Origin of the sequence: Iningainema tapete BLCC-T55, assembly GCF_014698965.1 — a bacterium.
GTDB classification, from domain to species: Bacteria; Cyanobacteriota; Cyanobacteriia; order Cyanobacteriales; family Nostocaceae; genus Iningainema; species Iningainema tapete.
On sequence record NZ_JACXAE010000126.1, the window covers coordinates 237,159 to 253,010 of the forward strand.

Sequence of the window (15,852 nt, forward strand, 5' to 3'; positions counted from 1 at the left end):
ACAGAAGGAAAATTATGGCATTAGCTATTATTGTTCACGGTGGAGCGAAAACCATTTCAGAGGAAAAGGTTGCAGCTAATAATGCTGGATGCTTGGCAGCAGTAGAGGCGGGTTGGGTAGTGCTGACTAGCGGGGGTACTGCTGCAGAAGCTGTTGAGGCAGCCATCCGCGTTCTTGAAGCTGACCAAACTTTTAACGCGAGTCTTGGTTCGACTCTCAACAGCGATGGGGAGGTGGAACTAGACGCGGCGGTTATGGAGGGCGCTTCCTTAGGTTGGGGAGCAGTGGCAGCAGTTCAGGGGGTGCGTCATCCGATCGCGGTGGCACGGAAGATTATGGATGAAAAACCCAGGCTGCTAGTGGCGCGAGGTGCAGAACGCTTTGCCGCTGACATCGGAGCCGAGATGTGTAAAAAAGAAGACTTAATAGCCTCGGAGCAGTGGCAGGAGTGGAAGGAGGAGCAGCAAGTTTTGGATCGCCCCAATACCGTAGGCTGCGTTGCTATGGATGCTAGCGGCACCCTAGCAGCTGGAACTTCAACAGGAGGCACCACGAATCAGCAATCCGGTCGCGTCGGCGACAGCGCGATCGTGGGCAGTGGCTTGTACGCTGACAATAAACTCGGCGCTTGCTCAACAACGGGTGATGGCGAGTCGATTATCCCAGTGGTTCTAGCTAAAACTGCGATTGATTTCCTGAGTGGAGACAGACACCCAGACGAAGCAGCGCAGATGGCGATTGACGTTCTCAAATCTAGGGTGACAGGAGAGGCTGGGTGTATTCTTTTAGACCGTCAGGGACGGGTTGGCTGGGCGTATAACTCCCAAGACATGGCTTGTGCTTATATGACTACAGAAATGAACACACCTGCTGTGTTTACCAAAAAAGAATCCAAGCAGTTGCTTTATGTTTGATAAATTTTGATCGGTTCACAATTGTTAGAGGAGAATAAAAATGGTAACGACTCTTGATGACACCAAGCGCCTTTCCATTGCCACAAAATTGGCAGATATGAAAGCACTACAAAATCTGCTGATTAACAACGAGCAGCAATTCATCCAGGATTGTACTGATGATGAGATTCGCGATCGCCTACAGGACATGCTTGAAGACGATCACAAAAACCTGGGTGTTATCGATACTGTAATTGTTCAATATGGAGTCAAGGGAGAGTCTAAGGAAACAACCCAGAAGATGATTGCTCAAGTTGAGCAACTAATGTCTAGTTCTGAGTTGACTTTGTTTGAGAAAGTATTTGAGCATGAATTGCTCAAGCATAAGCAGACGATGACTGGGCTGCTAATCCATAAGGCTGCTCAAGTAGTTGGTGCTGATGTTGAAGCTGCCATTACTCCTTTAAATAAAGTTAACTTTGAAAACCGCGCTCATCAAGAGCAACTCAAAGGGATTCTAGAAATTCTGGGTGTTCGTGAACTGACAGGATTTGAGCCGAAGCAGGGACTGTGGGGACGAGTTCAAGATGCTGTTGCCGCCTTAAGTGGCGTGGTGGGTAGTGTAGTAACACGTACCGATGATGAGATGAGCATCCGTGAGCTTCTTCTCATGGATCATACTAAGGCAGATATTTTGTTTACGGAAATTTTTAGTGCTAAAGATCCGCACAAAATCCAAGAGTATTTTGGGCAACTTTACAAAGACATAAAAGTTCATGGTACAGCCGAAGAACAAGTCCTTTACCCAGCAGTTCGTCCGTATTACGAACACACACAGGAAATATACGATCAGACTGACGAAGTGATGGAGATGTTAGACGAAATTAAGCCTTTGTCCCCGGATTCATCTGAGTTCAAAGCAAAAGTTGAGCAGCTAAGAACTGCAGTGCGAAATCACATTAATCAAGAAGAGCAGGATATATTTCCCAAACTCCGCGACAACTTTAGCCACGAGCAGCTCAAGCAAATGGCTACTGAATTTAAAACAGTTAAAAGCAAGCTACAAGAGCAGATAGCTGCTTCCACATAGAGCAGCAAACAAGATTCTCGCAAGGTGCAATTATGAACAATCTCACGACGTGGAAGTATATATTTCAACTCAAGGCTGTGATCAATTGGGTCGAATCAGTATTTTTGCTGTTATCCGATCAATGGATTCGCTCCTTGCTTAATCAAGCACCCCTCACCAATCCTGAATATTCACACTTGTTTCTTGTGTTGGTATTCATGATCGGGATTGGTTATTGGTGGGTTGGTAACGACGTAGAGCGCAATTATGGTATTATAAAATTCGGAATTTTGGCACAATCTTCAGTTTTTGTTGTGCTGGCATATCATACCTTGGTAAACAAACTTCACCCACTTTATTTAATACCTGGTATTATTGACCTTGTCTTTGCAATTCTCTTTAGTATTTTTCTATACTCATACTCTCGAACTCAACCTGCTCTTGAGTAATTTATTAAACAAAGATGACTCAAATTTAAAAAACATTCATCCTTTGCGTTTGGCAAGGTTGGCAACTACTGTGACTAAATCAGATGGCTCAACAGGTTTAGGTACGTGCATCTGAAATCCTGCGGCAATAGCGCGTGAAACCTCCTCATCTGTTGCAAATGCTGTCAAGGCAACGGCAGGAATTATCCACTTTCGTTCTGCTTCCATCCGCTTCACAAAATCAATCAGCGAATAACCGTCCTGCACTGGCATCCCAATGTCACTAATGAGGACATCTGGTTTAAATCTGGAAAGCACGTCTATTGCCTCACTTACTGAGAGAACAGCAGTTACCTGCGCCCCGCACTCTTCGAGAATGAAGGTAATCAACTCACATGTATCAATATTGTCATCTACAACAAGTATCTGCAAGCCATTCAAAACTTGATGGTTACTAAAGCTTACTTCCCTGTTTGAAATTGCCTGCTGCTGTGGCGAATCGATCATGGGAAGCTCAACTGTAAATGTTGCGCCCAATCCAACTCCAGCACTAGCCGCACTAACTTTACCATTATGCATTTCTACTAAATGCTGTACAATTGAAAGTCCCAGTCCGAGTCCGTCATGGGATCTTGTAGTTGTGGCATCAGCTTGACGGAAGGGTTCAAAGACATAAGGCAGAAATTCAGGACTAATACCTTTGCCAGTGTCGCTGATCGTAATCTGAGCAGTTAAGTCAATTTGCTCTAGTCGAACTTCCACATAACCACCAGTAGGTGTGAACTTAACCGCGTTCAAGAGCAAATTCCAGACAATTTGCTGCAAGCGCTCCGCATCAGCCATAACCTGACCTTTCATGGGGTCAATGATGCATTTTACCTCAATAGCTTTGGTTTGAGCTATGGGATGAATGTTCTCAATAACTGCGCTAATTACTGGTATCAAGTCAAGGGGACACATATTTAGATGAATTTGTCCCTGAACAATGCGCGAGATATCTAGGATGTCATCTATCAGTTTACCCTGTAACTTTGCATTTCGTTCAATTGTTTCCAGTGCTTTAGCGGCAGTTACTGCGTTCAAATTCTGATTACGCAGCATTCGCGTCCAACCCAGAATGGAGTTGAGAGGTGTGCGCAGTTCGTGGGAGACTATTGCCAGAAACTCATCCTTGACGCGGTTTGCTTCCTGGGCTTTGCGGTAGAGCCTTTGCTTCTCGACTTCTGCAAGCTTGCGCTCAGTAATGTCGCGTAGCAACCAACGCAGCCCAAAGAGCTTGCCTTCACCATCGCGCACGGCAGCCACAGTTACAGCAACGTCTATTGGTTTACGATTATGTGGTTGTAGGCGCACATCCCACTCCCGTATCCAATCTCCAGTGCGCGGTTGGGTAAGTTCGGTTTCAAAAGCCAAACGCTCTTTTTCCACTACAAAAGCGAGTAGCGATCGCTCTACCAAATGATATGTATTCAGCAAGGTGGCAGCGGCGCGGTTGGCTTGCTGAATTTTCCCTTGTGTATCGGTTACTAAATAGCCATCCGGTGCTTGTTCAAACAAATCTTGGTAGCGCTGGTGTTCTGCAAGTGCTATTTGACGAGCAATATCCAATTCCTGATTTTGAATAGTCAGTTCCTGATTAAGCTCTACCAGTTCCTCATTTTGAATAGCTAATTCCTCTTGTGCTATTTCTAGTTCTTCCAAGGCAATGCTAAGTTTGCTAAAGGCTTCTGTCAATAGCTGTTGCACTAAAGGCGATTCCTCGGTACGTTTTTGCCCTGAGGCGAAACGTTCGCGCAAAGCTTCTATAGTCTGGGCAAAGTTTTTCAAGTTCATGCAAGTATTTGGCTTATCTGTCCTTGGGTAGTGTAATTTACCTAACTTATTTAGCTATGATTTATATAATAAAATGCCAAACCTAGACCAGAAGCGACGTTTTATGAATCTAACACAAAAAGATTTTTGCTTCTGCACTTTAGCATTGGGAAAAAAGTATCGTCTTCTTGCTCAGCAATTAGCTCAAGATTTGGCTAACAATGTTACTGATACTTTTTTAGTCATTTATACTGATGATACTCAAGACTTTAGCAGTTACACAAATGTTTTAGCTTATCAACACAAACAACAAGGTATTCTTAATTGTTATAATGATAAACGTCTTGTATTAGCAAAAGCTTTAGAAAAGTTTAATGCGGCAGTTTTTGTTGACGCCGATACAAGAATATTAAATAATATTCCATTTGCAGTACAATGGAAACCAGGAATTACAGCAGGGCATTGCGAAAATTTAATTGAGCATGTAACTAAATATAATCCTGAGAGATTGAAGCCTTTAAAAAAAGTAGCACTTAAATTAAATTTACCTTTAGATAATACTAATTATGTTGGTGAATGTTTATTTGTGATCGCTAGAGATGAAGGAAGAGAATTAGAGTTTTTCAAGCAGTGGGGAAGAATCGGTAGGTATTTAGAATTGAGAGGTATTCATGGTGGTGAAGGTAACACTATAGGATTAGCAGCAGCTAAAGTTGGATGGAATGTTAATCGTGATGGTTGGCAAGCTATTAGAAAAATAACTAAGCACATAGGTGTTTCTCATCAATATAATCAGGAAACAGTTTGGGATAAATTGAAATTGAGGATTGGTTATCATTACCGTTTAAATTTAGCTAGGCTAATGGCTTTAAAAGATTTTACCTTTTTCTTAGGCTAAATTTTTCCGTTTAGTAGAGACGTTCCGCCGGAACGCCTCTACACGCGAAATTTCGCGTCTCTACACATTTAACTCAAAGAATCTAAATCTAGAGAGCGCATTCCTCGACGTTCTACAAAAGTCATCATACTTCCCAACTGCCACCACACTAATATGCAAGTGAAAATTGTAATTGGTATACCAACTGCATAGGAGAGAAATGCGGGAAAGCCAAATATCTCTAAACCTGAACAAAGAAACATAGCAACACCAATTGCTATTCCCAGAAACGGCAAAGTTAATTGCCTAATTGATAAGCGAGAACTAGAATTTTCTGCGCCATCACTTTGCCATTTCTGTACTATTAATTTCAGCATTCCGGAAAACGCTGCACCAGATGTTAACGCGACAAATATTCCTATAGCCAGCAGTGCGTAAGGTGGATTGATCGGATAGTAGTACATGGAGTCTCCTGATTTAGGCAAAATATTATTGCTTGCTACCAAAAACAGTAGCTTTTGGTAGAATAGCAGCTGCGTCTCTAGATAGATCGCTCAAAACTTCGATCGCCACATTGAACAGACGATTTGGTTTCAAGTCATCTTTAACTAAGTTCCACAGACGTTGAACTTCTTCGGTGTGCAGACGATCGTCTTCTGTTAAAGCTAGCACCAGTTGTCGGCGCAGAAACTTGCCTTCGTCACTGAGCAAATATTGCAATCCTAATTGGGCTGTGGGTAACACATCAAAGCTATGATCAGTACGGGCGATCGCAATCAAATTCTCCAAGCGCTGCCACTGGAATTTTCCATCTTTAAACAGCACGTTGAGCAACCGTCGGCGCAATTGGGGTGATTCGCCTGTTAGTAGACGCTTAGCTACATAGGGATACGCCACATCGACTATTTTAAAATTGGGGTTGAGACTAAGGGCAATTCCTTCCTGTGTTACCAAAGAACGAATAATTAAAGCAAATTTGGCAGGAACTCGGAAGGGATAATCGTAGACAAGTTCTGAGAACTTGTCAGTGATGGTTTTGAAATTAAAATCTCTCACGTTTTTGCCCAGAGCTTCTCCCCACACAGCTTCTAATGCTGGAACAATGGGAGTAATATCTGTATCTGGAGTCAGAAACCCTAGTTTGACAAAGTCTCCGGCTAATTCTGCATAGTCTTGATTTACTAGATGTACAACTGCATCCACCAATGTTTCTTTGGTGATTTCATCGAGCTGATCCATCATCCCAAAGTCAATGTAAGCCATTCTACCATCTGGTGTCGCAAACAAATTACCAGGATGAGGATCGGCATGGAAAAATCCGTATTCTAATAACTGTTTTAAACCTGACGTAACACCGATTCCAACTATTACTTCTGGATCTACACCTAAGGCGCGAATATTTTTAGTATCAGTTAGTTTGAAGCCGTTGATCCACTCTAAAGTAATTACATGGGTATTGGTATAACGCCAATAAATCAACGGCACTTTCACATTAGCATCGTCGCGAAAGTTACTGGCAAATTTCTCCGCGTTACGCGCTTCGTGAATGTAATCAATTTCTTCAAATAACTTAGTACCAAACTCGTCCACAATTAAGGAAAGGTCGTGACCGAGGTTTAGGGGTAACCAGGGTGCTATCCACCCGGCTGCCCAGCGCAATAGATAAAGATCTAGTGTGAGTAATGGGCGTAAGTTTGGGCGTTGCACTTTCACCGCTACTTCCTCGCCACTCATCAATCGACCACGGTACACTTGACCCAAGCTAGCCGCAGCGACGGGTATCGGTGACAACTCGCTAAAAATTTCTTTAATTGGGCGAGCTAGTTCCGTTTCGATCATTTGGTAGGCGATCGCATTATCGTATGCTGGCAATTGGTCTTGCAGCTTCACCAGTTCGTCTAGGTAATCTTTACGTACTAAATCTGGTCTTGTGGAGAGCGCTTGACCTACTTTAATGAAGGTAGGACCAAGGCGTGTGAGCAACTGTCGTAACTGAATTGCTCGTTTATACTTGTTTTGCTCTACTTGATTTTGCCATTCATCCCATTTAAGTCGAATCAGGAATCCAGCAAAAAACCAGATGACTGTAAACGCCCGCCCCCAAGCTTGCCAGGGACGGTAACGGTAGTAGCGGGCGATCGCCTCCGGATCGTAGCCTTGATTATTTTGTGTCTGCCAATTCACTCCCTTGTTTACCTCTTTATTTGCAAAAAATAAACAGCCGCTATACTGCTTTCTTCCATACTTCTGAAAGCTTTACAAACGCTTTGTTGATATTTTCTTTTTTGTCTTGGTCAGCTTCTCAATCTTTACTAAACGTTACTTTGTTATCCTTATATTTTATATTAGTACATAAAAGTATATATACCTATCTATCAACAAAAAGATTTTATTTCAGTAACAGACAAGTACTTTGTACTATTTTTATCAAGTACCACTCAAAATTAGTCACACCTTTAAGTTTACAAAAATACAAAAATTGTCACTTAATTGTAAAATTTTAAATGGGATGATTGGCAACAAGTAACTTGTTCAATGAGTCGGATAAAGAATCAGCAATACTTCTAGTCTTTAATCAAATAACCACTCTTACGGTGGCTTTCTTATGAGCATTTTTCCTTCTTTGACCAGCAGATTGCGTCTACCTAAACTACTGATCTTTGTGGTTAGTATAGTTCTCGTTCTGGCTTTAAGTTCGTTATCAACTCCAAGTCAAACTCCTAAACGAGATAAGTTTCTCTGGCCGTTTGCATCGACATCAATTTGGAACATGCCCATTGGTTCAAAAGCTCGTTACGTACCAGCGAACATCGCCAAGGCGAAACTAGCTGAAGCAGATCAAGAATATTTTTACAAACTGAAGCAAGGCGATCCGGAACGTCCAGTGATTGCGCCTGGTGCTTGGGGTGAAGGGCGCTGTACAGGCACTCAACCGATGGGAATTTCACTGCCCGTTCCAGACAACTTAATTGTTCCAGATGCAACGAAAGTGCCATTCAGCACACCTAACAATGCATCAGCATTTCTCCTCCCGGACGGTAAAAACTTGGTACAGCTTTCACCTCTAGCTCGTTGTCAACCTGGAGGAGGAATTTATGGTTTCCGTTATTCTTCTCCAGCTGAGCCGGATGGATTTATTGACATTTACGGACCGGGAATTGGCGGAGCGCATTTTGGCTCTCGTCTTTCTTCGATTGGTGGCTCGATTCGCAAAGGGGAACTGATTGGCAAGCAGCCGATTCGTCACGCATTAAAAGTTGTGCTTTGGGGCGAAAAATATCTTTACTACTCTAAGTCGCTTCCCGGTTTTCGGTGGCCTGCAACTGGTGCTGATAACAATGCCGCCAACCAGTATCATGGTAAAAACCGCGCTCTTGTCCAAGGTTCCCTACTGGCAATTCCGCCAAAAATAACCGAAAGGAGTCTCAAGTTGCAAACGCCTGCGGGGAAAAAGTTGTTTTTTGCCTTGCAAAATTACGGTGCTTATGTTGTTGATGATGCGGGCTGGGACGCTCATTACTTTGGAGTAGAGAAAGGAGTTCTAGAAGAGTTTCGCGCCAAGTACGGTTATAACTTCCAAAGTGTATCCAGTGGTCCATTCTATGAAGACTTTATGAAGCTATTTCAGGCGCTTTATGTTGTCGATAACAACGGACCGAACAGTATCGGTGGTGGTGGCAAACCTCGTCAGCCGTTAGCTCCACCCATTGGCAACTAACACAATAGTCAGAACTCATAAAGATGAGGAGAAATACTCAGTCTTGAGTGTTTAAGGAAAGAAACCGGGTTTATTAAGGTTCAGAGCCAAAAACCCGGTTTTTTGCTTATGTATAAAAAAGACTTTATTTATTTATTTAATAATACTATTGCCTGTTCATAAAGTAGGGCATTACGTATAGGAAAAATTCAACTTTTTTGAATATTTTTTCAAATATATAGGCTCTCCTATACTTGTGGTGGAAAACTGCCTATTTACTGATAAATTTATAAAAAATCGGGGCTGAAACCATTGTTATATAAGGGTTTGATAAATAATTAGCTTTGCTTATCACCATAAGTTTAAGAGAACTAATATCTAAATACTCTCTTCCTTATTTACTTAATTTTAATTAGGATGAAACGAGCGATCGGCAACCCCTTCGTCATGAACCAGATCAAGAAACAGCACTACCACTAGTCTCCAATCCAATCAGTAACACTTTGAGGCTTTTTCATGACCATTTTTTCATTTTTAACCAGCCGTATGCGGCTACCTAAACTACTGATATTTGTAGCTGGTATAGTTCTGACTCTTTTTTTCAACAGTATCTCAACTCCCAGTCAAACCTTGACACGAGACAAGTTTCTTTGGCCATTTGCATCTACATCGCCTTGGAATATGCCCATTGGTTCAGATGCACGATATATAGCAGCTAACATCGAAAAGGCGCAATATGCAGGAGCAGATCTAGAGTTCTTCTACAAGCTCAAACAAAGCGATCCGGAGCGTCCAGTTTATGCTCCTGGTGCATGGGGTGAGGGGCGTTGTAATGGGACACAATCTATGGGAATTTCACTGCCCTTTCCAGACAACATAATTGTTCCAGATGCAACGAAAGTGCCGTTCAGCACACCTAACAATGCTTCGGCATTTCTCATGCCAGACGGTAAAAGGTTAGTACAGCTTTCACCTCTGGCTCGTTGTCAACCTGGAGGTTCAATCTATGGTTTCCGTTATTCTTCTCCTACTGAGCCTGATGGAATGATTGATATTTACGGGGCGGGGATCGGCGGAGCGCATTTTGGTTCTCGTCTTTCTTCGATTGGTGGCTCGATTCGCAAAGGTGAACTGATTGGAAACAAGCCGATTCGTCACGCATTAAAAGTTCTAATTTGGGGGGAAAAATATCTTCACTATTCTAAGTCTATTCCCGGTTTCCGCTGGCCCGCAACAGGTGCGGATAACTATGCAGCCGATCACTATCATGGTAAAAACCCTGCTCTTGTACAAGGTTCCCTACTGGCAATTCCTCCAAGCGAAACAGAAGCAAGTCTAAATTTAAAAACACCAGCTGCGAAAAAGCTGTTTCATGCCTTGCAAGATTACGGTGCTTACATTGTTGATGATGCATACTGGGACTGTCATTACTTCTCAATGGAAAAAGAAGCTCTTGAAGAGTTTCAGAACACCTACGGTTATGGTTTTCAGGACACAAGTGGAGAGTTCTACGAAGACTTTATGAAACTATTCCAAACACTCTACATTGTTGATAACAACGGATCGAACAGTATTGGTGGTGGTGGAACACCTCGTCAGCCTCTTGCTCCACCTATTGGCAACTAACACAATAGTCAGAACTCATAACTATGAGGAGAAATTCTCAGTCTTGAGTGTTTAAGGAAAGAAACCGGGTTTATTAAGGTTCAGAGCCAAAAACCCGGTTTTTTTGTTTTCGTATAAAAATAGTTTAGTTATATAGTTAATTATACTGTTGCATATGCACAAAGTGCTGCAAATGTACTATAGGAAAAATTAAACTTTATTCAGCATGTTTTCAAAAATACAAATACTTACTACCGAATTTGCACAAATTTAACTAGGATGATACAGGCGATCGGCAACGCCTTCGTCTATTGAGATTAATCATCAGCACTATCGCTAGTCTCCAATCAGAGGACTACCTTGGAGTAGTTTTTACATGACTATTTTTTCTTTTTTAACCAGCCGTGTGCGACTACCTAGTTTACTTGTGTTTGTGGTTGGGATAGTTCTGGCTCTTGTTTTCCACAGTACCGCAACTCCCAGTCAAACTCTTACAAGAGACAAGTTTCTCTGGCCATTTGCATCAACATCAATTTGGAACATGCCCATTGGTTCAGAAGCTGATTACATACCAGCGAACATCCAAAAAGCGCGACATGCATGCGCTGATCCAGAGTACTTCTTCAAGCTAACTGGAGACAATCCACTTCGTGAAGTGTATGCGCCTGGTGCCTGGGGTGAAGGGCGCTGTACAGGCACACATTCTATGGGAATTTCACTGCCCATTCCGGACAACTTAATTGTTCCCGATGCAACAAATGAGCCATTCAGCACTCCTAACAATGCTTCGGCATTTCTCCTGCCAGACGGTAGAAACTTAGTACAGCTTTCACCTCTAGCGCGTTGTAAACATGGAGATTCAATCTATGGTTTCCGTTATTCTTCTCCAGCTGAGCCTGATGGAATGATTGACATTTACGGAGCGGGAATCGGTGGAGCGCATTTTGGCTCTCGTCTTTCTTCGATTGGTGGTTCGATTCGCAAAGGAGAACTCACAGGCAATCTGCCGATTCGTCATGCATTAAAAGTTGTGCTTTGGGGCGAAAAATATCTTTACTACTCTAAGTCAATTCCCGGTTTCCGTTGGCCTGCAACTGGTGCTGATAACAATGCAGCTAATCAATATTTTGGTGAAAACCCTGCTCTTGTCCAAGGTACTCTACTAGCAATTCCGCCGAATATAACCGAAACAAGGCTAGAGTTGCAAACACCTGCCGGGAAAAAGTTGTTTCATGCCTTACAAGATTACGGTGCTTATGTCGTTGATGATGCAGGTTGGGATTGTCATTACTTTGCACTGGAAAAAGAAGCGATTGAAGAGTTTCGAGACACCTACGGTTATGACTTTGAGCAAACAAGAGGAGAGTTCTACGAAGACTTTATGAAACTTTTCCAAGCTCTCTACATTGTGAACAATAACGAACCAAACAGTATCGGTGGTGGTGGAACTCTCCGTGCGCCTCTAGCTCCACCAATTGGTAACTAAGGGTATTTAGACATAGGCGTGAAAAATAATGTAGAGACGTTTCATGGAACGTCTCTACAAGGATTGGTTGTGCAATCCCGTCTCCCTTTTACTGCGCTACTTCCTTCTCAAACAAACTCAAAGCTCGTAATGCTGCTTGATCCATGTCATAGTATTTATATTCAGCCAGCCTGCCAGCAAAGACTACTGAACCCCGAAGCTTGTCAACCTCTTTAAGATATAGATCGTAACGCTCACGATTTTCTTCACGCGGGACAGGGTAATAAGGATCATTTTTCCCTGGTACGTAAGCTTGGGGGTACTCCATTACCAATGTGGTTTTAGGTAAAGTTTGCCCAGATAAATACTTTTGTTCAGTGATACGGGTAATATCGTAATCGTTAGGGTAGTTTACTGTACCTACTTCCTGGTAATGCTCCTGATCCAAAGTTTGGAACTCAAAGCGTATGCTCCGGTAAGGTAGTTCACCATACATATAGTCAAAGAAAGTATCAATTGGACCTGTATAAACCATGCGGTTGAATGTAATGTCGTTGATAACTTCCCGATAATCTGCATTTAGGAGTATCTTTATATTTGGGTGAGACAGCATCCGGCGAAACATTTCAGTATAGCCGTATTTTGGCATTGCCTGATAAGGATCTTGGAAGTAGCGATTATCTCGGCTAATGTAGACTGGAACCCGCCCTGTGACTCCACGATCTAAATCTTCTGGTTTAAGTTCCCACTGTTTAGCGGTGTAGCGAACGAATACGTTGTCATATATATAGTTAGCTAAAAACTCTAAATCTCCACTGGCGCTTTCTCGCAACTTGAGAATTGGAACTTTGACGCCAAAGCCAAAATGTTCTAAAAGCTGTTCTTCTAACTTTTCTGCGTAGCGGGGTGGAAATAGCGCGTAGAGTGAATTGATATTGAATGGGATCGGAACTTTTTTTCCTTCTACTACACCAAGCACATGATGGAAATAATGACGCCACTGTGTGAATTGGGATAGGTAATCCCAGACTCTCTTGGATTTGGTGTGGAAAATATGGGGACCGTACTTATGTACTAGTATGCCATGCTCGTTGTAGTAATCGTAAGCATTACCACCAATATGATCCCGCCGTTCTACAAGTAGTACTCGTTGTGCTAGTTGTGTGGCAATTCTTTCTGCTAGCACACAACCCGAATATCCAGCCCCGACAATGAGCCAATCTACTTTCATATAGCTTCTCCTGGCTTAACATAATTTGGACGTTGAGGCTCTGTCTTGTCTACAGGTTCAAGGTAATTTTGCCAAAATTGAATAGAAGTAAATTCAGGAGTAGCTTTTTTCCATTCGGCACTAACATTCGACCATCTCACGCTACTTCTAATGACAAATTTTACCCAATCTATAAAAATATTTATACCTACTTGTTGATCCAGTTCGTTTTGATAATATTGAGAATTTTTATTCATGATAAAAATTATTCTTTTCTTAGCAAAACCTTTACAAACTGAATCTTGTTCTGTTATTTTAGAACCATATCTAATTATCGCCGTCTCATCTTTAATGAGAAATTTGGGGAGTAAGTGACCATTAAGCGTTAATACGCTGAGAACTTTTTGTAACTTTCCTGTTTTTGTAATTTGATAATTTTCATTTATTGAGGTGGAATTATTCAGGATAGTTTGAGTTTTATGTTTTTTACTTAATTCACAAATTTTCCCATGTAGTGTCACTGGATCATTACTTCTAAGTAAACTAGGTCCCTCCATGTAATCTTCAAACCCTTTAATAAACATGAGAGCAGTGTTATAATCAAATAGTAATAAATGAAAAATTATACTTTTCGTAAAAGTTTTAACTGCACTAAAGTATTTGATATAGTCATGAATTGCATCAGTAATTAGTTTATTTCGATTAGCATAATAAAGATCCCAAATAGGTTTTTTGGCATAAAAAGGTTCATGCCACACACCTAAAGAGGGAAAAGCTACTATCCCATTTTTCAGATGTTCTTTAGTTCTTAAAGAAAACTCTAGGTCATCTATCTTAATAAAGAATGGTAGTGGTAATCCTACACTTTCCACAACGGATTTAGAACACGAGAAAAAATAAAATCCGCCAAAATCTACATTCTGTTCTACCAAAAGTAAATTAAGTGAGGTAGGGCTTTGTAGTTCAAGATTATTCTTTAGAGAAGTGAGCGCGAAGGGACGATGTCGGATGTTTCCTTGATGATCTAAATATTTGTTATATAGTACTCCAGCTTCATATAAAATATGTTTTTGGTATAAATCTAACATACTGCCCGCTACAGCAAAATCCTCCTGGGCATATTCATATAAAGAAAATAGCTTGTAAACAACTTCACTGTCTAACTCGATATCATCATCCATAAATAAGAAGTGTGTAAAGTTTTCTGGTAATGCTGAAATCAGCCCCTTAGTAAAACCACCACTTCCACCTAAATTTCGATTTGGAATTAGCCTTACCCTATCCTCTTGAAAATCACTTTCTTTGAGAGTTTTACCATTGTCAACTACAAAAATTTTGAGCTGTTTCTCTCTCAAAAGGCTGTCTTGCAAAATTGTATTAACTGTCTTCTTTACATAAGCTTCTTTTTTAAAGGTACAAGTGATGATACCTAAATAAACATCCTGATGCTTTTTTTGTTCTGTGGCAACTAAGCCTTGCGTAAACAACCCTTGTTGGCTCAGACAAGTTATTTCTAAATAAATTCGACCTGCGTCTTTACCATTTCTAAGTTCTGGTAATATAATTTTGACAGGTTGGGATAATAGACAATCTTTTATTGTTTGAGTACAAATCAGTTCTTTTGAATTTGTCTCATACTCTCGATACGTAGAAACTTCAAAATCTCCCTCTAGCTTCAATAAATAGTATAATGATTTGAGAGAGGTGTATTTTGTATAGAATTTTTCGTAGATTGAGTTGAAGTAAGTGTTTAATGATATAGTACTACCTTGAGGCAGAGTAATTTGGCGATCGCCTGCATTCTCATCGATAGATATATCAGCCGGACATCTAATATATAAATCTGAAGTTTCACTTGTTTGCGGAAACTGTACTCGGCTTACTACATTCATATACTTTTTTCCTCCAGAAGGTTTTGCGTTAATTTAATGTTCCTAATTATTGAACTTAGAGTAGAGTTTGGGAATTATATTTTTAGGTTTCATTAAATATTGTTGTAAATAGTATTTAAGTCTCCAGTTCCAAGTTTTTTCCCAGAAAACTTTAAATTCGTACTGAATTGTGACACGCCAGCGTTGTAACCAGGGTAAATTTTTTCTGTGGGATCTGATAACTCTATCTATAACTTGTTGTCCTTGAACTAAGGATTGCCATAGATTAACAGTTTTTGTCCCTTCAATCTTCATCCAGTTACCCCAAGTTTCATCTACGTACTTAACCGTTGCTACTTGCACGGCTTTAAGTAGAAAATCTAAATCCATAGCATAGTGTTCATCAACTTTGTACAGTCCAACTTGTTGGTGTAAAGAGGTATGATAAAAATATGCAGACGGATTAGTTGGAAAATTATTTTCATTCAATCCTACTAGAATATTACTCAACTTAAAGTTAACTGGCTTGTATACAGCAATTAGCTCACCTGACGCATTCCATACATTACAATTTCCCATCAGTATGCTTGGCACAGGTAAATCTTTAAAGAGTTCTAGTACTTTATTGAGCAAATTTGGTTCATAATAGTCATCGACATTCAAAATTCCTAAAATTTCTCCTTTCGCCATTGCAATTCCCTTATTCATTGCATCTGACTGCCCTTGATCCTGCTCAGAAATCCAACGAATGTGTGGATATTGATTCGCATACTGTTTGATAATTTCTACAGTACGATCTTTTGAAGCACCATCTACGATAATATGTTCAACATCAAAGCATTTTTGCTCGATGACAACCTTGATGCAGTTTTCAATGAATCTTTCGCCGTTGTATACTGGTGTGATGACACTGAGCATGTTTGGT

Annotated in this window: 13 protein-coding genes; 7 read left to right on the forward strand and 6 right to left on the reverse strand. The window is 41.0% G+C overall.

What is annotated here, in order from left to right; all coding sequences use genetic code 11:
* The first annotated feature begins 14 nt into the window (after window positions 1-14).
* Genes ICL16_RS42065 through ICL16_RS42075 form a run of 3 tightly spaced genes read left to right on the forward strand, consistent with a single transcriptional unit; the run spans window position 15 to window position 2,411 of the window.
* Window positions 15-914 (forward strand): isoaspartyl peptidase/L-asparaginase family protein, encoded by a 900-nt coding sequence (locus ICL16_RS42065; RefSeq protein WP_190838146.1) that lies wholly within the window; start codon window positions 15-17, stop codon window positions 912-914.
* Between the two features lie 40 nt (window positions 915-954).
* Window positions 955-1,983, forward strand: a complete 1,029-nt coding sequence (locus ICL16_RS42070) for a hemerythrin domain-containing protein (protein ID WP_190838148.1) — start codon at window positions 955-957, stop codon at window positions 1,981-1,983.
* 32 nt (window positions 1,984-2,015) lie between these two features.
* Complete coding sequence (locus ICL16_RS42075) at window positions 2,016-2,411, forward strand: hypothetical protein (protein ID WP_190838150.1); 396 nt, start codon at window positions 2,016-2,018, stop codon at window positions 2,409-2,411.
* Window positions 2,412-2,447: 36 nt separating this feature from the next.
* Here the strand turns inward: ICL16_RS42075 and ICL16_RS42080 are convergent, their stop codons facing one another.
* The gene (locus ICL16_RS42080) at window positions 2,448-4,223 is read right to left on the reverse strand and encodes a hybrid sensor histidine kinase/response regulator (protein ID WP_190838152.1); all 1,776 of its coding nucleotides are present in this window, start codon (window positions 4,221-4,223) and stop codon (window positions 2,448-2,450) included.
* Window positions 4,224-4,326: 103 nt separating this feature from the next.
* On the opposite strand from ICL16_RS42080, the gene ICL16_RS42085 reads away from it, so the two are divergent.
* Window positions 4,327-5,100, forward strand: coding sequence for a hypothetical protein (locus ICL16_RS42085; protein ID WP_190838154.1), 774 nt, complete (start codon window positions 4,327-4,329; stop codon window positions 5,098-5,100).
* 68 nt (window positions 5,101-5,168) lie between these two features.
* On the opposite strand, the gene ICL16_RS42090 is transcribed toward ICL16_RS42085, so the two are convergent.
* On the reverse strand, window positions 5,169-5,543 hold the full coding sequence (locus tag ICL16_RS42090; protein WP_190838157.1) for a hypothetical protein: 375 nt from the start codon (window positions 5,541-5,543) through the stop codon (window positions 5,169-5,171).
* A gap of 25 nt (window positions 5,544-5,568) precedes the next feature.
* Window positions 5,569-7,263: an AarF/UbiB family protein gene (locus ICL16_RS42095; protein WP_190838159.1), complete on the reverse strand. Its 1,695-nt coding sequence runs from the start codon at window positions 7,261-7,263 to the stop codon at window positions 5,569-5,571.
* Window positions 7,264-7,684: 421 nt separating this feature from the next.
* On the opposite strand from ICL16_RS42095, the gene ICL16_RS42100 reads away from it, so the two are divergent.
* The 3 genes from ICL16_RS42100 (at window position 7,685) to ICL16_RS42110 (ending at window position 11,867) form a co-directional block, all read left to right on the forward strand.
* On the forward strand, window positions 7,685-8,797 hold the full coding sequence (locus ICL16_RS42100; RefSeq protein ID WP_190838161.1) for a hypothetical protein: 1,113 nt from the start codon (window positions 7,685-7,687) through the stop codon (window positions 8,795-8,797).
* Window positions 8,798-9,292: 495 nt separating this feature from the next.
* Window positions 9,293-10,402 carry a hypothetical protein gene (locus ICL16_RS42105; protein ID WP_190838163.1) on the forward strand — a complete coding sequence of 370 codons (1,110 nt, stop codon included), beginning with the start codon at window positions 9,293-9,295 and terminating at the stop codon, window positions 10,400-10,402.
* A gap of 355 nt (window positions 10,403-10,757) precedes the next feature.
* Window positions 10,758-11,867, forward strand: coding sequence for a hypothetical protein (locus ICL16_RS42110; RefSeq protein ID WP_190838165.1), 1,110 nt, complete (start codon window positions 10,758-10,760; stop codon window positions 11,865-11,867).
* Between the two features lie 88 nt (window positions 11,868-11,955).
* Here the strand turns inward: ICL16_RS42110 and glf are convergent, their stop codons facing one another.
* From glf to ICL16_RS42125, 3 genes are read right to left on the reverse strand one after another with little or no spacing between them, the layout of a single operon-like run.
* Window positions 11,956-13,077 carry a UDP-galactopyranose mutase gene (gene glf, locus ICL16_RS42115; RefSeq protein WP_190838167.1) on the reverse strand — a complete coding sequence of 374 codons (1,122 nt, stop codon included), beginning with the start codon at window positions 13,075-13,077 and terminating at the stop codon, window positions 11,956-11,958.
* The gene (locus tag ICL16_RS42120) at window positions 13,074-14,948 is read right to left on the reverse strand and encodes a glycosyltransferase (RefSeq protein WP_190838168.1); all 1,875 of its coding nucleotides are present in this window, start codon (window positions 14,946-14,948) and stop codon (window positions 13,074-13,076) included. Before ICL16_RS42120 ends, glf begins: the two co-directional genes overlap by 4 nt.
* Window positions 14,949-14,990: 42 nt before the next feature.
* On the reverse strand, window positions 14,991-15,845 hold the full coding sequence (locus ICL16_RS42125) for a glycosyltransferase family 2 protein (protein WP_190838170.1): 855 nt from the start codon (window positions 15,843-15,845) through the stop codon (window positions 14,991-14,993).
* Between the last annotated feature and the right edge of the window lie 7 nt (window positions 15,846-15,852).